Consider the following 18,691-nt stretch of genomic DNA (forward strand, 5'->3'; position numbering starts at 1 on the left):
CCCACTTAAGAGCAACCTCATCTAATCTTAGTTATACAGCAGCGCCTTAATTTCAGCAGAGTCAATGTTTGTTTTATCATACCAGTGGAAGCCAGTATCGATGGTTTTCTCTACTTTTTCGCCTTTGCTCGCCATTACCGCCGCTTTGACGGACCAATAGCCGATTCCGATCGGGTCTTGGGTAATAGCCCCAGCCATTTTGCCGCTCTTGATGGCGTCAATTTGCGCTTTGCCCGAGTCATAGCCGATAATGACAATCTTATCGTTTTTGAGTTCCGTCACCGCATTAACGACACCAATCGCCGAGCCTTCATTGGCTCCAAAAATACCTTTCAAGTTCGGGTGCCCTTGAATGATCGCCTTGGCCAAATCGGTTGATTTCAATTGGTCGCCGCCGCCATATTGAATATCAACGATTTTGATGTTGGGATGCTTCGCTTTCATCTGATCAACGAAGCCGTCTCTGCGATCAACGCCGGTGCGGCTCGTTTGGTCATGCACAACAAGCGCAACTTCACCGGCATCGCCAATCTTCTCCGCCATTTTGTCAGCGGCGAGCGCTGCGGCTTTCTTGTTATCCGTCGCCGCTGTCGTGACGGGGATGTCGCTGTCTACGCCGGAATCGAAGCCGATAACCGGTATATTCGCGGACTTCGCTTTCTGCAGAAGCGAAACGGATGCTTTGCTGTCCAGCGCTGCGAAGGCGATGGCCGTTGGTTTTTTATCCAGCGCAGCTTGCAGCATTTCTATCTGTTTATCGACCTGCGCTTCGGTTTCCGGGCCTTCGAACGTAATATTCACGTCGAATTCTTTGGCCGCCTTTTCAGCGCCTTGCTTCACCGCTTGCCAGAATTGATGCTGGAAACCTTTGGAAATTACAGGAATGTAAGGTTTGGAAGCGTTCGAAGAAGCAGGCTTGGCTGAAGATGATGTTGTTGTACTGGAGGTTGAGCTTGAGCCGCAAGCAGCGAGAAGAGATGCAGAAAGTGTAAGCGCAACGGTGACCATGACAACTTTACTCATTTTGTTTTTCATTTTGTCGTCTCCCTTTTACATGGAATTTGGTATAGGAATTCTTACAAAGAAGGAACACCTGAAGTCATTACCTCGCCTTGCGCCGACGCAGAATGTCTGCATACACCGCAAGTAAAACCACAATACCTACGATAACCGTTTGCCATTCTTGAGGAACGGACAAGATCCTTAACCCGTTGGTCATCACACTCATAATCAAAGCCCCGATCACGGTTCCGAGAATAGAACCCTGGCCTCCGCTTAACGAAGTGCCTCCGATGACGACGGCTGCGATCGCTTCCAATTCATACCCCATCCCAAGCGCCGGTTGAGCGGAATCAAGTCTCGAAGCAATCATGACACCCGCAATTCCACTAAATAAACCGGTTAATACATAGATGGAGATTTTCCAGAAACGGATGTTTACACCGGATAGCCGCGTTGCTTCCTCATTGCTGCCTAATGCAAAGTTATAGCGCCCAATCACCGTTTTCGTCAGCACCAGGCTTGAAACAATGGCAAGACCGAAAAAGATCAGAATCGCATTCGGAACCGCAAAGCCGGGAATCACCTTCTCCAGCGCGGTGCCCATCACAATTTCACGAAATGCAGGCGTTTCATTGAAATAAATCGGTTTCGCATGCGAGATCACAAGTGACAAACCTTTTGTCATCATCATGACGGCCAGTGTCGCAATAAACGGTGGAATATTCATCTTCGCTACCGCAAAACCGCTGAATAATCCGCATAGGACGCCTGTCAAAATTCCTGCCAGAATCCCAATCGGGATCGGCAAATGCCAGTTTGTAATGAACACGCCGGTCATCACCGCCGAGAAAGTCATGACCGTGCCGACGCTGAGATCAATGCCGCCTGCAATAATTACGAACGTTGAGCCTAGCGCCAGGACACCTATGACAGCCGTTGATAGAAGAATCCCGACGATATTCGTGAATTGCAAGAAATTGCTGGAGGAGAGCGAGAAAATAATAACTAAAAGCGCTAAGCTGGCGAAAGCTAATAATTTCTGTGTAGCGGCTGTCTTTGGAAGCATAGGCTTTGAAGATTTCAAGCTGCTTAATTGCATGAAATTCCATCCTTTCTTAATTGCGGCTTGTTGCTAATTTCATAATCTCTTCTTGGTTGGCCAGATCCCCTGGAAGCTCACCGGTAATTCGGCCTTCACACATCACCAGCACACGATGGCTTAATCGCAAAATTTCGGGAAGCTCGGAGGAAATCATCAAAATCGCCTTTCCTTGCTTGGCTAAATCCTCTAGCAGCGCATAAATCTCCGATTTTGCCCCCACATCAATCCCTCTTGTCGGCTCATCAAAGATAAGAATCTGGCAATCGCGATGCAACCATTTCCCGATGACGACCTTTTGCTGATTGCCTCCTGACAGAAATTTCGCTTTCTGCTGCACACTCGGCGTTTTTATTTTCAAAGATTCCACATATTGGCCCGATACTTGTTCAATGCGACCATCTTTCATCCACCCGAAGCGGTTGCGGAATTTCTTCAAAGAGGGCAGTGCAATGTTGGCACCCAGCTCCATATCCACGACAAGTCCATATCGCTTGCGATCTTCGGAGAGATACCCGATGCCGTGTTTCACCGCGTCATGCGTTCCGCGAATTTTCACTTTTTCCCCGTGCACATAGACTTCGCCAGTATCCATACGATCGGCTCCAAAAATCGCTCGCGCCATCTCCGTTCGGCCTGCTCCCATTAAACCGGCAACGCCCACGATCTCACCGGCATTCACAGTGAAATGAATATCCTTGAAGGCATTCCCTCGGCTCAGATTATCGACTTTCAAGACCGTATCCTGCGATCCGACTTGCAAGCTTGGCCGTTTCTCAACGACGATTTCCCTTCCAACCATCATTGAAATGATCGCATTCATGGATGTTTCTTGCGTCTTCACAGTCGTAATGTAACGCCCGTCCCGCATGACCGTAATTCGGTTGCTAATTCTTCTTAACTCTTCCATGCGATGGGAAATATACACAATACCTACACCGTTATGCCGCAGCTTCTCAATCATCCGGAACAGCTCGTTTATTTCCGCTTCCGTCAGCGCCGCAGTCGGTTCATCCATGATGAGCACCTCGGAATGGAAAGACAACGCCTTGGCGATCTCAATCATTTGCTGTTTGGCGACACTCAGCTCCGATATTTTCATTCGAGGATCCAAGTTCAGGTTCAGCTGTTCCAGAAGCGCCTTCGTGTCATCATTCATTTTCTTTTCATCTAAAAGAAATCGCAGTTTTTTCCGCGGCTCCCGCCCAATGAACATATTCTGAGCGATCGTCAAATCGGGTATCAAATTGAGCTCTTGATGAATGATGCTGATGCCTAGTTGTTGAGCGGTTTTGGTATCCGGAATCTGAACCTCCTTCCCTTTCAACAGGAGGCGTCCGCCGTCTTTCTGATAAATGCCGGTCAGGATCTTCATCATGGTCGACTTGCCTGCACCATTCTCACCAACCAAGGCATGGACCTCACCTGGCATTAGTTCAAATTGGCAGCCGGAAAGCGCCTGTACGCCGGGGAAATGCTTATCAATACCTTCCATTTGTACAAGTGGATGTATCACTTTGGTTGTTCACCTCAATATCGTTTACTGCTTTCATCTTAGCTGTAAACGCTTCACTTGAGAGTGGAGTATTTTCATATAAAAGTCGAAAAATTACCGATAAATGGTTGTAAGCAATACAAAAAAGCACCCAAGGCCGCTGCCTCAGATGCTTCTCTTACTACCTATTTTTTATTCTGCCTGAATCCAGGTAATATCTTTTTGTACTAACTGTTCTTTCCACTCTTTAGGAGCGTCCACATTGCTGACGATAATATCAATCTTGTTCAAGTCCGCAATTTTGTAAAATTGCACTTGCCCAAATTTCGAATCGTCCGTTACCACAACGCTAATCTTCGATTGGTCAATTAATTTTCTGGCAAATTGTCCGCGATCTTCATCAAAAGCTGTGATCCCCTTGTCCAACATAATGCCGTCAATCGAAATAAAAGCTTTATCCACATAAAAGTTCTCGATCATTTTTTCAGCCATAGAGCCGACAACACGAGACTGTAATGAACTTACTTTCCCTCCGATGAAGAAGATGTCGCCGGAAAGGAGTTCCTTGTTCTTGTAATCAATAAGCAGGTAAAGAGCAGGAACTGAATTTGTAAGTACTGTTATATTTTTCTTATTAAGCAAATAATCAATGATGTGCAAAGTCGTTGATCCATCATCGATGAAAATGACCTCGTTATCTTCCACTAAAGTAGCTGCAGAACGGCCGATGATTCGTTTTTCTTCCGCATGCAAAACTTCTCTCTTCAGATGGGAGGGTTCCTCACGGGAGAGATTGATTTTCACAGCGCCGCCATATACCCGCTTCAATTTGTTTTCTTCTTCCAATTCCTCCAGATATCTGCGAATCGTTTCAGAAGATACATTCAGATTGTCAACCAGGTCTGTCGTTTTTACTTTACCTTCAAGGTTAAGCAGGTTCAGTATATAGTCTTTGCGTTCTTCTCCAATTAATGACATGATTCCCTTCCTCCTGAATAACTTTGATTGTCCTTCCTCATTATATGGCTTTACGAATCGTTTGCCTATCTGTATTTAAAAAAATAACAGGAAGGGTAAGCGGTAACCCTCCAGACATGATATCAGACATTCTATCAGATAATCCAAGCATTTAAAACAAAGAAGGTGCCCTCACCATGTACATGGCTATTGAGACACCCTCTTCTATTATTTATTTCAACTCTGCAATCAGTCGATCTACTTCGCCTGAAGGTGTGTTCAACACTTCATATACATTAACCAGTACATTATTTTGAAGTTGATCTGTCGTTAAGTTGCTGAAAGTTAACGTTTGTTTGCCATTAACCAAGCGGTCAGTGCCGGTGAACGGGAAGATTTTAGAGCCCAGAATCGTGCCCGATCGATCAACCAGCTCAAATTTCAATTTGGAGAAGCTGTTATCTACCAACACCTTAGGATCACGAACGAGATCCATATACAGCTGCAATTTGTAGGTGTAATTGAGAGCAATCGTTTGTCCAGGCACTGTAATTTGAGACAACATATAGTCTTTCAAATTAACCTTATAAGGATACAAAGAGATTTCGTGTCTATCCTCTGGCTCCTGTACAGCTACCTGGTAAGAAGCAATCGTTGACTTGAACGCTGGTTTGGATTCTCCGCCCGTTTGTCCTTTGATTTCGTTTTGCACCTTCATCGTGTATGTATCGCTTGTCTCAGACACAGGCAGTACAAATGCATAGCTGACAACCGTTGAAGTTCCTGGCGCGATCGACTTCTGCGCATCATTTTGTCGGGAACCTGTGTAATCATAGCCGGTCGGACTAGACAACATCGTTTGGAAAGCTGGAACAGGAATGTCACTTACGCCCTTGTTCGTCAAAGTAAACTTAGCAAAAGCGACTTTGCTGCCTTGATCTTTGTTGTCCGTAACATGCAGTTCTACCAGGGCTACATCAAGATCCTGATTAATAACGTCATTCCATTTCTCAAAAGTAATCGGCGTTCCGTACGTATAACTGCCTGTAGCACCAGCAGCGCCTGGCATCTCCACATTCAGTTTCCCGATCGTGAATGCTGAAGTTTTTACATTGCCTGCTGCATCTGCTTGCGTGAAGCTTTCGGATGTCAGCACATTGATGCTGCTCAGCACAGTATCCATATCGGCATGAATTGCATAATGAACATATTTACTTTGCCCTGCATCCAGCACGACAGGATCTGATTCAACCTGTTTGCCCGCATACAGATTCGTTTTGGACTTGCCATCCAATTCAATAGCTGGCAAAGTTTCGGCTTGATCATTCGGATTGGTTACCAAAAGTTTCACAACATACACAGCACCTTCATTGCTGTTGCTTCTGGTAATATCCACTGTTTTGTATTGCAGTGGCGATGCCACAGTTGGGATGCTGAACGTTTCTCCCCACTTAATGGAACCTGGAGCCTTCTTAAACTCTCCGCGATTTCCGTTCCATACTACCCCATCGATTGGAGCAGAAAGAAGCAAAGTCTCTTGTTTCGGATACACATCATAATTCACATCAATCAGTGATAGATTGCTTAAATCCACTTCTGTTTGACGGTTAATGACTTTCAAATAAGTCAATTCGACTTCCGACTCCGGCTGCACCCCGTGTGCATTGCTGCTGCTTGGACGCAGCGTGTAGATGGTACCATCCGTCGTTTTTACTTTAAGCTCATAGTCTGGGATGCGCAGGGTCTGATTGCTGGTGTTTATGATTCTTATGACAGAACCAAGACGCACGCCGTTTGCTGTTTTCTCGCTAGAGACGCCTTCGATGACAACTTGCAGGCTGTCGCTTATTTGATAGACCGGAGCTGCGACTGTTTGAGCAACAGCAGCATCTGTTCCTTCTGCAAATGCCGGAAGTCCCGTCATCAGCAGTGCTGATGACAGAACGAGCGTCATTGCTGCTTGTTTAAATTGAATTTTCATTTTTCCCGTTCCTCCCAAGAGTGAGTTTTGCGATTACATTTCAATCATCACATGGTGCTGAGCATCAGAATCTTTGGCGGATTGCTGCTCGGCTGCCTCACTTTTCTTTTTCTTCCGCATAAAAATGACCAAGACGATCGCAATGAAAGCAGGAACCGCAGATACCATTAAGGTGTCAGCAATCGCTCTTGTCAAAGCCTCTTTCTGTACGAGTCCATATAAAACGCCGATAACACCGCCGGAAGCTGAACTCGCGTCCGTTCCGAGTTCTAAGTAACGATGAACGACATTTGTCTGAAAATCAGCATACGCAGGCGTATTCGTAGAAATGGATTCATTGAATCTTACTCCAAACTGCGTAGATTTGTTATTCATAATACTGGTCAGCAAGGCGATACCAAGCGATGCCATTACGTTACGCACAACGTTGGATACGGAGGAAGCTCTGCCGATCAAATGATTGGGCAACGTATTCATCCCGGCTGAAGACAGCGGCATCATACACAAACCGATACCAATCCCACGGATAACAAGCAAACCGCTAATCCAATGTGTAGACGTTTGCTGCGAAAGAACATGCATTTCCAGCGTTGTAAAACCAATAATAGCCAAACCTACGATACTTAGAGGTACGACGCCGTATTTGGAAACAAGTTTCCCTGCAACTGGCATCATGAAAGCCATGGCGATCGACTGCGGCATCATGACTAACCCTGTCTGCATAGGCGTCAGCCCCGTTACATTTTGCAGAAAAATTGGCATCATATAGATCCCGCCCTGCATGGAAATCATAACGAAACTTGAAGCTGCCAAGCTGATCGTAAAGACGGAGTTTTTAAACAAGCGAAAATCCATAATCGGATTATCTTTACCCAACTCGATATAAACTAATAGAATAAAACAGGAAATAGAGATGAAGAACAAACTAACGATATAGAAGGAAGTCCACCCGTCTGCTTGACCGTCCGTTAATGCAAGAAGCAGCGTGCTGAAAACAATCATACATAAGATACTGCCAACGTAATCAAATTTCAGCCCTGCACGTTTAGGCGTCTCTTTCAAGATAATCAAACCAAGACCTACGGCAACAATCCCAATGGGAACGTTGATGTAAAATAAATAGCGCCAGCTGAAATTATCAATTAAATATCCGCTTAACGTTGGCCCCATCGCAGGAGCAGCCATCGCCGAAATCCCCCAGATCCCCATCGCTACTTGGATTTTGCTGCGAGGCATGATCTGGTAAAGCATGGCCATCCCGACCGGCATAATAAAGCCGCCGCCAAGTCCTTGAATAATTCGGAAAATAATAAGACTCGTGTCGCTCCAAGCGATCCCGCATAATACCGAACCGACGATAAACGCGCTCACCGTGGTCAGAAACGTTGTTTTGTAACCGAATCGGTCCGCCAAGAAGCCACCCATCGGAACAACGACAGCTGAAGCGAGCATATATCCCGTAACAACCCATTCGATTTCCGTAGATGTTGAACCGAATACAGCCATCAGTTTCGGTATCGCAACGTTCATTAAACTATTGTCCAAAATGGCTAGAAATGTGCCTAGAATGAGTACTAACAGTGCTAACCACTGGTAGACTGTAATCTGCTCCTCTTTTTGCTCAACTGCCGGAGTAGCTGTATCTGCCGTTGTTGTTGACATTGTAGCAGCCTCCTTTACTCGGCATGAACCTTAGCTCCGTCTGTCAGCTTGTCACCCGGGTTCAAGACGATTTTATCTCCCGGTTTCAGAGCCGAGTCTCCTTTAAGGTATACCCAATCCTGATTCTTGTCTTCGGTCTGAAGAACAACGGATTGCACGGCGTCACCGTTAAGTTTGAAAGCGACGGATTTCCCATCTTTTTGAACTAGCGCTACTTTAGGCACTTCAACGCGACTTTCGCTGCTGCTGCCTCCGAAATCAACACTTGCTACAGCACCTGCATGCAACGTTCCATCCGGGTTGTTTACTGTCAACTTAACCGGAAATGTATTATTATTCGTGTCAGATACCGGGCTTACAAAGGAAACCGTTCCTTCAAATGTTTTACCAGGAACACTAGGGACAACAACGTTACCTTTGCCACCTTCCTTGATCGAATTGATCATTCCTTCAGGTACGCTAACTTCAACTTTCACTTTGTCTACATTTACAACGGTCAATAAAGCAGCGCCCGCTTGCGCCATTTCTCCTGCGTTTACGTTCTTTTTAACAATGACGCCATCGATGGGAGATACGACTCCCGCATTTTTCACTGCAATCTGAACGAGATTTAGTGCAGCTTGTTTAGCAGTAACATCGGCTTTTAATTGTTCTAACGTATTTGCTGTTGCACCTTCTCTGAGCAAACCAAGTTTCGCTTCAGCCGCAGTCAATTGCGCATTCGCAGCCTGTTGTTGTGAAAGGGCAGCATCATTGGCTGACTTGGCCTTTTCATAATCAAGCGTTACTTTATCCAATTCATCCGAAGTTACATCGCCTTGGTCATAAAAGTTCTTAGCATGATTGTAGCCTTTGGTCACAAGATCATAGGCTGCTTGCGCTTGCGCTACCCCTGCTTTCGCTTGGTTAACTGCTGCTTTGGCTTGATCAACGCCTGACATTGCCGCCTGCACATCCTGCGAGCGGGCACCGGCTTCCGTATCAGCCAATTTGGCTTGCGAAGCCGTTAGTCCTGCTTGCGCTTGATCCAACTGCTGGAGCAAATCTTCCGTATCAAGCTGCACAAGCAGATCGCCCTTTTTCACTTTTGCGCCTTCTTCAACGGAAACTGCGGCAATTTTACCGCCAATTTTGGACACGACTTGAACGGTTTGATCCGATGCCAGTTTACCGCTTGCGCCTACGGCATTCGCGCTGTTGATCGTAATCACCTTGACAGAAGGTACGGATGACTGCACAGTAGTAGCCGACGAGGATGTACAACCGCTCGCAAGTATCATGGAACCGGCCAGAACACTTAAAGATATAACGACGTTAAGATGTTTTTTCATGGGCAATCCTTACTCCCCTTTGATATGGATTTTGATCGAAGCATTCATTCCTGGCGCTAGATCCAATCCTTTATTATCGTCTATAGAAATTTTTACACTCATTCTTTGTGTTACTTTGGTGAAATTCCCGCTTGAACTTGTTGTTGGAAGCAAAGAGAACGTGGACGCTGTCGCTTGACCAATCTCCATTACTTTCCCTTGAAATTCCGTTTTGCCATATGTATCGACATCAAATGTTACCACTTGCCCCACATGGACTTTTTTGATCTTCGTTTCATCGATATCTGCGGATACGAAAAGCGCATTTTTATCCACAATCATGGCTACCGATTGCCCAGGAGCCACGACTTCGCCGACCTTGGCAGAAGTTTGAATGACCGTTCCGCTAATCGGAGCACGCAGTGATGCTTGATCTAATAAGCTATTGGATAAGTTCGTAATATCCTGCTGCCCAACGATTTGGTCCGCCACAACCGTATCGCCCATCTTAATGCCCAGCGTATTGATTTTGCCGGAAATTCGAGGCATGACACGGTAAATATCCGCAGAGATACGGGCATTGTCCGTCGCTACATAGTTAGCGCCTTGATACCAGTAATAACTGCCGATAAAGGCTCCGCTAAGCACAATAACAGCCAGAATAACAATTAAAATTAATTTACGTTTCATTCCGTTCCCTCCAGCTTTTTCTCCAAATGTTTAATCAGTGTACCCACTACTTCTTTGCAAGTCGCAATCTGCTCGGGTGTAAAGACGTTTTCTAGACCTGCATAAAACTCATTATTCATCGTCTCGACCTTCGATTTCTTCATTTGTTGGCAGAAATCCGTCGTACCGATCCAGACCACCCTGCGATCTTGTTCATCTCTTTTGCGTTCCACCATCCCATCACGTTCAAGCCTGTCGACAATACCCGACACAGTGCTATTGCTAAGTTGCACAGACTGGGCAAGGTCACCAAGCTTTCTAGGTTGCTTCTGAAACAATTCACGCAAGATAAATAACTGAGGTCCTGTAAGCTCTTCCCGCTGAAGTTCTCGATACAGTAAAGAAGCCCGTACTTTATGCAGCCTCGTAAGTTCAGCCACAAGTTCTTTAACCTCTTCCAAAACGCGCCCCCCCTACACACCAAAATCTTTCGTATACGAAATATTGTGACATCACACATCATACCACGCTTTTATGAAACTGGATATATGTAGAATTGCAATTTATAAAAACCCCTTCTAGGAGCTAAAAACCTATGTTTTAAAGCTTATGAGGGAGGAAAACGAATGGAGATTTGAAGTATTTCACATTATCTGCTTGAAAATAGCAAAAGCTCAGCTTGAAGTAATTTTCGCTGAAACGCTTTCATTTTCACTCTGCCAATCCTGGCATTTCAACGCGGTTAGAATCGTTTGAAGTGGAAATTGCGATTTGATGGAACTGTGGATCCTTGAGTAAAGGAATGTGGAATACGTGACAGCCTGGCAGGCTTTCTCGGAAGGGGTAAAAGATTTTATGGTTGTGCGGGGGAAGCTTTGCTACTTTAGCGGCGACAAAAAACGTTACGGCGTGTCGTGGGCGTGGATTGGGGTTTCTCGCAGAATTTAAGCTTGTTCTACAATGCTAACGAGTGCAGTTTGTAGCTACGTTAGCGACATAAAACAACGTTACAGCATGTCTTTGTGGTGGAAGGCAGCTGCGGCGAGCACTTAAGCAGGTTCTAGGTACTTTTGAAGGTGCGAGAAAGCCTAATAGGCTTTCTCGCAATGAATTGCCGGATTTTACGACTACGAGACGAATTTTTTGACCTTCTCGCCAGAGATATGGCGGAATTATGCCTATATTGCAATGCGAGACGGCCTTTTTAGTACTCTCATTTGGGAATAGGAGATTTTACGACTGCGAGACGGCCTATTTAGCTTTCTCAGCTAGAGTCGGGGGGGGGAGTGGTTACATTAGCCACGTAAATAGCCCCCCTCGCGCTACTCCTGTGAATCCCGCCCCTTCTCAAAGAGAGCAAACAACGCCAATTTCGCGTAAAAATCCTCCAAAATAAATCGGGAATCCACACTCCGATAGACACGGATTTTACGGTTGCCCGGCTTCGCGATATAGCGCATTTCGGCGTCTACATTCGGCGCTTCGATCAACTCATAATCGAACCTTTGCTCCTCGAGCAGCAGAGAAACGGCCGGCGAATCGCCGAGCACCCAAGTCTCCCCTTTCGGCCACTGCGGGCGATGCCCGTTGTTCATATTGTGATTGACGAGATAATCATACAAATAGCTGCCGATGCGGCCATGAGGACGAACCTTTACAGCAAGCTCGGCGAGGCTAACGCGCACCATTTCGTACACATTTTTAGGAACCTGCCATAGCGGAATCGGCGAATTGAAAACGACATTCACTGCGTCGACATCATTGGATAAATTAAATTCATCATGTCCCTCAGGATACGCACCTCCGCCGATCCAAACGGCGATAAGCCGATCCGCAATGCGCGGCTCCTGCAAATAAGCGCTGGCCAGATCGGTTAACGGCCCTTGAAAAGTGACGAATAAAGGCCTCGGATCGTCCTTCATCGCTTCGTCAATAATGAGTTGACTGCCTTCCGAAGGCACGGGTGTATGCACGTCAGGAATTTTGTGCGGAGCACCCCGATAGACGCCATATTGCTCTCTCATCCCCATGAGCTGGAGCACGTGCTCCACTTCCTCATAGGATTCTTCCATCGGAGCGGCGCTTCTTGGACCGAAGTGGGCACCGATAAAGCCTTTGATTTGTAAGCGTTGTGATAAAATCGCATGCACAATCGCGTATTGATCGTCCGCTTCACATTTGGCATCGGTATTGATAATGACACGAACCTGCTTTTGCTCTGGAACCTCATACGGCATAAAATGATGCGGCATTTATGTTCTCTCCTTTTTTGCAACTAAGCATTCCGGGTTAATACCGAGGAAACGGCCTTTTGCCAGCCTGAACAATGGGCTTCGCGCAGTTCCGGCCGCATTTTCGGCTGATACGATATAGCTCCTTCTCGGGCTGTACCTATCGCTTCTAGTGAAGGCCAAAAGCCGATTCCGACACCGCCCAAATAAGCGGAGCCTAGCGCGGACAATTCCGCAATTTCCGATTTCACGACCCTTTTACCTAACAAATCAGCTTGGAATTGCATTAACTTTACATTATCAGAAGCACCGCCGTCTGCCCGCAGTTCTTGCAGCGCAACGGCCGTTTCATTTTCCATCAGTTTAACAGCGTCGTGTACTTGAAAAGCAATGCTTTCAATGGCAGCCCGAATGATGTGCGCTTTCGTCGTCCCCCGATTCATGCCCGTGATGGATGCTCTGGCATAAGAGTCCCAGTAAGGCGCGCCAAGCCCGACGAATGCCGGCACCAAATATACGCCTTCACTATCCGGCGTGTGCTCAAGCATCATCTCCATCTCCTCGAACGTACGAAACAAGCCCAAATTATCCCGAACCCAGGTCAAACTGTCACCTGAAGTGCGGATAACAGCTTCAACGGCATAAGTCACTTTGCCGCCTCTGCCCCAGGCAATAGCGCTCACAAGACCGTTGCCCGATGAAATCGGACTCTCGCCGACATTCATCAGCACGGAAGTACCTGTGCCGTAGGTGGCTTTCGCCATGCCGCTCTCAAAACACTGGTTGCCGAATAACGCTCCCTGCGAGTCGCCGATGACCCCCGTGATGGGAACACGGCAATCGCCGAATAATTCGCTATCTTCCGTGTAGCCAAAAATCTCATCCGAGCCCTTGACCTCGGGAAGAAGCTGCAGCGGCACGCCAAAGAGGCCGCATAACTCCTCATCCCACTGTAACGTGTGGATATTAAAAAGCGAGGTGCGGCTGGCGTTCGTGTAATCCGTTGCATGCGCCTTACCCCCGCTAAGCTTCCACAGCAGCCAGCTGTCGATTGTGCCTGCGAGCAGCTTGCCGTCGGCCAGCTTTTCGCGCACACCCTCGGCATGCTCCAGGATCCAGCCCCATTTCGCAGCGGAGAAATACGGATCGAGCATCAAGCCCGTTTTGCTGCGCACACTCTCCTCGTGTCCAGCCTGCTGATAGGCGGCGCACTGGTCAGCCGTTCGCTGGCACTGCCACACGATCGCGGCATGCACGGGAAGCCCTGTCGTTACATCCCACAACACGGCTGTCTCCCGTTGATTCGTGATCGTTAAGGCAGCTAAAGACTCCGGCCCGACTTCGGCTATCGCCAAAACTTCTTGCGCAGCGCGAATGCAATTTGCGTAAATTTCCATAGGATCGTGCTCGACCCAACCCGGACGGGGATAATACTGGCGATGCGGAATCGCGCTTTGAGCCGTTATCTGTCCTGCGCGGTCAATAATGAGCGCTTTCGTTCCTGATGTGCTTTGATCAATCGCGAGCAGATAGGATTTTTCCATCGTCATTACTCCTGTCTGCCGAGCATGTCAAGCGCCACACGCTTAAGATTGCTGCTGCTAATGCCATAATGGCCAAAAACCTCAGCCGTTTTCCCGGCAATCGCCGGTTCGTCCGGGATGCCGATAATCCGCATCGGTACGGGCTGATGTTGAACGACCACTTCCGACACAGCTGCGCCAAGCCCGCCATGAATGCTGTGCTCTTCCACTGTGATGATGTGCCCGGTTTCCTTCGCCGCCTGAATAATGGCCTCCACATCCAGAGGTTTTATCGTGTGCATATTGATCACTCGGCAAGATACGCCCGCTTCCTTCAGGGCTTGATGCGCATCCAGAGCCACGCGTACCGTTTCACCTGCCGCAATGATCGTTATGTCGCTGCCTTCGCGCATTTGCACGGATTTGCCGATGATGAATTCATAATCGTCCGAATCATAAACATCTTCTACTGCGTTGCGGCCAATTCGCACATAAACGCCGCCTTCGTGCTGCACAAGCGCTTCCGTCATCCGCTTCGTTTCATGCCGATCAGCCGGCATTATCACTGCGATGCCCGGTATCGCCCGCATAACGGCTACGTCCTGTACGGAATGGTGGGACATGCCAAGCGCGCCGTAGCTGATGCCGCCACTAATTCCCACCAGCTTCACGTTCGTTGCCGAGTACGCTACGTCCACTTTGATTTGCTCAATGCTGCGCATGCTAAGGAAACAGGCCGGCGAGGTAACGAACGGCTTTTTGCCGCTGTGGGCAAGCCCGGCGGAAATCCCGACGATATTTTGCTCGGCGATGCCCACCTCAACGAATTGCTCCGGAAACGCTTTGGCGAAAGGCCCCATCGCCGCCGAACCCCGCGAATCGCTGGCAAGCACCATAATAGAGCGGTCATGCTGCGCCTTTTCGAGCAATGTCTCGCATATGACCTGCCGATTTGGAATGGTGTTCATCTTAACCCACCTGCCCTTTCTGCTCGTAGTTGTCGAATGTGGCGGCGAGCTCTGCCAGAGCTTTCTCCAACTCAACCTGGTTAGGCACATGATGATGCCAGTGTGGAACATTTTCGGCAAAAGAAACACCTTTGCCCTTCACCGTATTTGCCATGACAAGCGTCGGTTTGCCATTTATTGCAGGTACGGCCTCAAAAGCCTCGATCAAAGCCTGCATGTCGTTGCCGTCAATCGAAACAACATGCCAGCCAAAAGCCGCCCATTTATCCTCGAGGGGATCCAAGCCCATAACGTCTTCCGTTGAGCCGCTGATCTGAAGGCGATTGCGGTCGATGATCCCAATCAAATTATCTAGCTTGTAGTGAGATCCTGCCATCGCGGCCTCCCATACCGAACCTTCCGCCTGCTCGCCGTCTCCCATAAGGCAGTAAGTTCGATAGGCAGCGCCGTCCTTTTTCGCGGCAAGCGCCATACCTACAGCCACCGCAAGTCCATGGCCAAGCGCACCTGTATTCATCTCGATGCCCGGCACCTTATTGTTCGGGTGTCCGATGAGCTTCGTGCCGAATTTACTGAAGGTAGCCAGCTCCTCTTTCGGAAAAAAACCACGGTCAGCAAGGATTGACCATAGCGATTCCACCGAATGCCCCTTGCTCAAAATAAATCTGTCGCGATCTGCCGCCTTTGGCTTCGCAGGATCAATATTCATCACACGATAATAGAGTGCGGTTAAAATATCTGTATTGCTAAGTGAACCGCCCGTGTGGCCGGTTTGAGCCTGCGCAATCATTTGCAATAAATCCATCCTGATTTGCGTTGCTTTCGCTTGAAGCGCTGAGATTTCCATAAATCCTCCTTATTTACAGGCCTTTGCCTCGCAGCCAAGCCTGAATTTCGCTTTCCGTCGGATCAACAGGATCAGGGGATAGTCCCGGGATATAGGAGCATGCTTCATATAAAGCAGGAATGACATTGGCATGAATGCCTACGGAATGATGCACATACGGCCCCTTCACAAGCTTCTCTTCCCATAGCGGCCAATCGTTCACTTCAACCCATACATAAGATCCACGTGTATAAGGCCCTTGAATTCCCTTGGCTTTCCCAAGGAATAATTGATAATCGCCATGATCGCCGTCAAAACGGGCCAACGTCATGCCGCCTCCTTTAATCTCACCTTCGTGAGTGCCAGGCGCATGATCATCGAACAAGAAATGCTTGCGCAGCTTAGGCTTATTTTCAATGGAGAGAGAAACTGGAAAGTTCCCGCAATGGAACAACAATTCACCATTGGCGTTCTCCGGATGGCGTACCGTTAAATCGGCAAAAAAGGTCGGCGCCTCATTCATCGCAGCAGCTTGAACCATAACGGAGGTAATCGCGCCATGGATGTCGGTCTCGCACGTTACCGGGATCTGTTCATCCGTCAAAATCGCGTTCGCCAGACAAGGCATAATGCCCATCGCTTCCTGCAGCGCTGACCAGCATTGAATGGCAATCGCCGTGCTGCCTGTTTGCTGTGCGTACTGCTTCATGGCTACTTTCAGTGCGGCAATCCGTCTTACGTCCTCCTCCGTCACTTCCGACCAGTCCAGCTTCTCCTTGATGTAGTCCATCGCTTGCGCCAATTCTGAGGATTTGCCGTTTTCGATGCGCTTGGTAGCACGCTGGATGTCAACGAGCGTAATCGGGTGCAGTTCAATACCGAATCGCTCCAGCAATTCCCCTTCATTACACATCATCGTCCAAAACGACGACGGTCTCGGCCCGATTTGCAAGATGCGCAGCGAACGGAACTGGCGAACCACATTCGCCGCCGAGATGAAATTTGAGAAACCCCTTTCAAAAACAGGATCATTCACACGCGTATTCGTCACATAGGAAAATGGCACGTTAAAGCGCCTAAGCACCTTACCTGTTGCAAATAGTCCGCACTGTGTATCTCGAAGCCGCATGCCATCCTCAAGCGGAGCTTCATCACGCGGCCCCCATAGCAGTACAGGCTTGCCCAGCGCTTTGCCTACCCGTGCAACGGTGTCTTCGGTACCGAAGTTACAGTGCGGGAAAAATACCGCATCTACTTCCTCTTGCTTGAACCGATTGATGATGAGATCCGCGTTAATGTTATCGTCATAGAGAAGACCTTCTGAATTGATCCCCTCCAGATCGACAATATCGATGTCCAATCCGAAGTTTTGAATTTTTTCCCTAATGAGCACTTTGTACTTAAACGCATCTTCCGCGCTAAAAACGAATCGGCGAGTTGGTGCGTAGCCCAGCTTTAATTTTTTCATGGATGTGCCTCCTGATTAGTTTAGCTAAACAACTAAATTTTTGAGTAATAACAAAACTAAAATGCATATACTTTTTCTCATCTACGTTTAGTTGATTTTATGAATAAACTTAATCTAACATGCCAAAATTGAGACGTCAATGCTGTTTTTTACGAAAGTTTAGTTATTTTTATGTAAAAAGTTTAGTGAAATTTAAATGGATTGTTGCATTTTCACGTCGTTAAATATAAACTAAACTCACTCAACTAATTTAGTAAATGGGGAATGTTTGATTTGAAAATGGAAGACATTGCGAAAATGGCCGGGGTTTCCAAATCTGCGGTATCACTGGCTCTAAACGGGAAAACGGGGATTAGCTCGGAGACTCGCGACCGTGTACTTGAAATTGCCAGAGAAAGCGGTTATTCTCCGAAGCCTCGGGCATCCGCTGTCGAAAACGCCGTGAAATCACTCTCATTTCTCGTTTTCACCAACTCGGGTATCGTGCTTGAAGCGTATTACCAGCAGCCCTTTTTTAGAGAGCTGATTCATTATATTGAGGATCGCTGCCGCTCCAAAGGTTATTCCTTGCTTTTCTCTTCGGTAGATATGGAGTATTTTGAACGCGAAATTAAGATGCTTGCGGAGGATAATCAAAGCGACGGCATTATTTTACTTGGCAATAACCTTAGTCCGGAGGAGATTCTGGATATTTCAAATCGCCTGGGACCTCACCTCGTGGTGCTTGACAATTGCTTTGATAAGCTGCCTGTTCATTTTGTAAGCATGAATAACTTCATGGGAGCCTATCAAGCGGGTGCTCATCTATGCAGCATCGGACATACAGAAATTGGCTATATAGCTTCCAATGTTCGGATTCAGAACTTTGAGGAGCGTAAAGTTGGCTTTTATGAGGCTTTGCATGAACAGGGACTCGAAATCCATCCCGATCATATCTTTGCTGTAGCGCCAACCATGTTATCGTCTCAGGAAGATCTTAAGAAACAAATCAAGGCGTATATGGAAACGGGCCGAGAGCTGCCGACCGCTATCTTCTGCGAATGTGATTACATCGCCATTAGCGCTATGAAGACGTTATCGGAGCTAGGCATCCGTGTGCCCGAGCAAGTATCCGTCGTTGGGTTTGACAACATTTCGGAGTCACGAATCATTTCACCGGAGTTAACCACTGTTCACGTCGAGAAAAAACGCATGGCTCAATTGGCTGTTGATCTGCTGATCGAATCCATCGAGCAAGGTGTCGAGGCCACCTCCAAAATCAGGGTGGATACCCGTTTTGTTGAGCGGCACTCCTCTCACCCGCCGCGCAGGAGCGCAAATTGATGCTGGATTGTGCCCCCGGCGATTTAGGGGAACTAAACGCCGTTATTTGACACGAAATGCGCGATTTATGCAATTCGAGAGAACTACAGGGTCTTATTCCCCTTAGGAAGCCGAAATGTGAGCCGATACTGGCAAAATAAAGGACCGTAGTTCCCCAAACCAACACGAATCACTGAT

At 47.6% G+C, this 18,691-nt stretch carries 16 protein-coding genes; 2 read left to right on the forward strand and 14 right to left on the reverse strand.

From position 1 onward, the window contains the following. Positions 1 to 27 precede the first annotated feature (27 nt). The 9 genes from PCH02S_RS03990 to PCH02S_RS04030 form a co-directional block, all read right to left on the reverse strand. Positions 28 to 1,035 carry an ABC transporter substrate-binding protein gene (locus tag PCH02S_RS03990; protein ID WP_218033139.1) on the reverse strand — a complete coding sequence of 336 codons (1,008 nt, stop codon included), beginning with the start codon at positions 1,033 to 1,035 and terminating at the stop codon, positions 28 to 30. A 67-nt stretch (positions 1,036 to 1,102) separates the two neighbouring features. Next, positions 1,103 to 2,101 carry an ABC transporter permease gene (locus PCH02S_RS03995; RefSeq protein WP_127450296.1) on the reverse strand — a complete coding sequence of 333 codons (999 nt, stop codon included), beginning with the start codon at positions 2,099 to 2,101 and terminating at the stop codon, positions 1,103 to 1,105. Positions 2,102 to 2,117: 16 nt separating this feature from the next. Continuing rightward, positions 2,118 to 3,596: a sugar ABC transporter ATP-binding protein gene (locus PCH02S_RS04000; protein ID WP_127450539.1), complete on the reverse strand. Its 1,479-nt coding sequence runs from the start codon at positions 3,594 to 3,596 to the stop codon at positions 2,118 to 2,120. 192 nt (positions 3,597 to 3,788) lie between these two features. Continuing rightward, complete coding sequence (locus PCH02S_RS04005) at positions 3,789 to 4,574, reverse strand: DeoR/GlpR family DNA-binding transcription regulator (RefSeq protein WP_127450298.1); 786 nt, start codon at positions 4,572 to 4,574, stop codon at positions 3,789 to 3,791. 211 nt (positions 4,575 to 4,785) lie between these two features. Continuing rightward, positions 4,786 to 6,534, reverse strand: coding sequence for a hypothetical protein (locus PCH02S_RS04010; protein WP_127450300.1), 1,749 nt, complete (start codon positions 6,532 to 6,534; stop codon positions 4,786 to 4,788). A 33-nt stretch (positions 6,535 to 6,567) separates the two neighbouring features. Next, a complete protein-coding gene (locus tag PCH02S_RS04015) occupies positions 6,568 to 8,196 on the reverse strand; it encodes a DHA2 family efflux MFS transporter permease subunit (protein ID WP_127450302.1) in 1,629 nt (542 codons plus the stop codon). A gap of 14 nt (positions 8,197 to 8,210) precedes the next feature. After that, positions 8,211 to 9,527, reverse strand: coding sequence for an efflux RND transporter periplasmic adaptor subunit (locus PCH02S_RS04020; RefSeq protein ID WP_127450304.1), 1,317 nt, complete (start codon positions 9,525 to 9,527; stop codon positions 8,211 to 8,213). 9 nt (positions 9,528 to 9,536) lie between these two features. Further along, the gene (locus PCH02S_RS04025; RefSeq protein ID WP_127450306.1) at positions 9,537 to 10,196 is read right to left on the reverse strand and encodes an HlyD family secretion protein; all 660 of its coding nucleotides are present in this window, start codon (positions 10,194 to 10,196) and stop codon (positions 9,537 to 9,539) included. Beyond that, positions 10,193 to 10,636: a MarR family winged helix-turn-helix transcriptional regulator gene (locus tag PCH02S_RS04030; RefSeq protein WP_127450308.1), complete on the reverse strand. Its 444-nt coding sequence runs from the start codon at positions 10,634 to 10,636 to the stop codon at positions 10,193 to 10,195. The genes PCH02S_RS04025 and PCH02S_RS04030 overlap by 4 nt, the downstream gene beginning before the upstream one ends. Before the next feature lie 352 nt (positions 10,637 to 10,988). Between PCH02S_RS04030 and PCH02S_RS36670 the strand changes: the two genes are divergently transcribed. Next, on the forward strand, positions 10,989 to 11,123 hold the full coding sequence (locus tag PCH02S_RS36670; RefSeq protein WP_268597382.1) for a hypothetical protein: 135 nt from the start codon (positions 10,989 to 10,991) through the stop codon (positions 11,121 to 11,123). A 374-nt stretch (positions 11,124 to 11,497) separates the two neighbouring features. Here PCH02S_RS36670 and PCH02S_RS04035 read toward each other — a convergent pair whose 3' ends face one another. From PCH02S_RS04035 to PCH02S_RS04055, 5 genes are read right to left on the reverse strand one after another with little or no spacing between them, the layout of a single operon-like run. Further along, the gene (locus tag PCH02S_RS04035) at positions 11,498 to 12,427 is read right to left on the reverse strand and encodes a nucleoside hydrolase (protein WP_246068937.1); all 930 of its coding nucleotides are present in this window, start codon (positions 12,425 to 12,427) and stop codon (positions 11,498 to 11,500) included. A gap of 23 nt (positions 12,428 to 12,450) precedes the next feature. Continuing rightward, positions 12,451 to 13,956 (reverse strand): glycerol kinase GlpK, encoded by a 1,506-nt coding sequence (gene glpK / locus PCH02S_RS04040; RefSeq protein ID WP_127450310.1) that lies wholly within the window; start codon positions 13,954 to 13,956, stop codon positions 12,451 to 12,453. Further along, positions 13,956 to 14,897, reverse strand: coding sequence for a transketolase family protein (locus PCH02S_RS04045; protein WP_127450312.1), 942 nt, complete (start codon positions 14,895 to 14,897; stop codon positions 13,956 to 13,958). The genes glpK and PCH02S_RS04045 overlap by 1 nt, the downstream gene beginning before the upstream one ends. Before the next feature lies 1 nt (position 14,898). Further along, the gene (locus PCH02S_RS04050) at positions 14,899 to 15,744 is read right to left on the reverse strand and encodes a transketolase (RefSeq protein WP_127450314.1); all 846 of its coding nucleotides are present in this window, start codon (positions 15,742 to 15,744) and stop codon (positions 14,899 to 14,901) included. Between the two features lie 13 nt (positions 15,745 to 15,757). Next, positions 15,758 to 17,191 carry an L-fucose/L-arabinose isomerase family protein gene (locus tag PCH02S_RS04055; RefSeq protein WP_127450316.1) on the reverse strand — a complete coding sequence of 478 codons (1,434 nt, stop codon included), beginning with the start codon at positions 17,189 to 17,191 and terminating at the stop codon, positions 15,758 to 15,760. A 273-nt stretch (positions 17,192 to 17,464) separates the two neighbouring features. Here PCH02S_RS04055 and PCH02S_RS04060 point away from each other — a divergent pair, with 273 nt between their 5' ends. Next, positions 17,465 to 18,514, forward strand: coding sequence for a LacI family DNA-binding transcriptional regulator (locus tag PCH02S_RS04060; protein WP_174806724.1), 1,050 nt, complete (start codon positions 17,465 to 17,467; stop codon positions 18,512 to 18,514). Positions 18,515 to 18,691: the final 177 nt, after the last annotated feature.

The sequence above is a fragment of the Paenibacillus chondroitinus NBRC 15376 genome (assembly GCF_004000765.1).
In the GTDB taxonomy this organism is placed as follows: Bacteria; Bacillota; Bacilli; order Paenibacillales; family NBRC-103111; genus Paenibacillus_E; species Paenibacillus_E chondroitinus.

Bases quoted from the DNA above. Each gene is read 5' to 3' on its own strand.
- PCH02S_RS03990 (WP_218033139.1), bottom strand. From the start codon at position 1,035: ATGAAAAACAAAATGAGTAAAGTTGTCATGGTCACCGTTGCGCTTACA.
- PCH02S_RS03995 (WP_127450296.1), bottom strand. From the start codon at position 2,101: ATGCAATTAAGCAGCTTGAAATCTTCAAAGCCTATGCTTCCAAAGACA.
- PCH02S_RS04000 (WP_127450539.1), bottom strand. From the start codon at position 3,596: ATGGAAGGTATTGATAAGCATTTCCCCGGCGTACAGGCGCTTTCCGGC.
- PCH02S_RS04005 (WP_127450298.1), bottom strand. From the start codon at position 4,574: ATGTCATTAATTGGAGAAGAACGCAAAGACTATATACTGAACCTGCTT.
- PCH02S_RS04010 (WP_127450300.1), bottom strand. From the start codon at position 6,534: ATGAAAATTCAATTTAAACAAGCAGCAATGACGCTCGTTCTGTCATCA.
- PCH02S_RS04015 (WP_127450302.1), bottom strand. From the start codon at position 8,196: ATGTCAACAACAACGGCAGATACAGCTACTCCGGCAGTTGAGCAAAAA.
- PCH02S_RS04020 (WP_127450304.1), bottom strand. From the start codon at position 9,527: ATGAAAAAACATCTTAACGTCGTTATATCTTTAAGTGTTCTGGCCGGT.
- PCH02S_RS04025 (WP_127450306.1), bottom strand. From the start codon at position 10,196: ATGAAACGTAAATTAATTTTAATTGTTATTCTGGCTGTTATTGTGCTT.
- PCH02S_RS04035 (WP_246068937.1), bottom strand. From the start codon at position 12,427: ATGCCGCATCATTTTATGCCGTATGAGGTTCCAGAGCAAAAGCAGGTT.
- glpK (WP_127450310.1), bottom strand. From the start codon at position 13,956: ATGACGATGGAAAAATCCTATCTGCTCGCGATTGATCAAAGCACATCA.
- PCH02S_RS04045 (WP_127450312.1), bottom strand. From the start codon at position 14,897: ATGAACACCATTCCAAATCGGCAGGTCATATGCGAGACATTGCTCGAA.
- PCH02S_RS04050 (WP_127450314.1), bottom strand. From the start codon at position 15,744: ATGGAAATCTCAGCGCTTCAAGCGAAAGCAACGCAAATCAGGATGGAT.
- PCH02S_RS04055 (WP_127450316.1), bottom strand. From the start codon at position 17,191: ATGAAAAAATTAAAGCTGGGCTACGCACCAACTCGCCGATTCGTTTTT.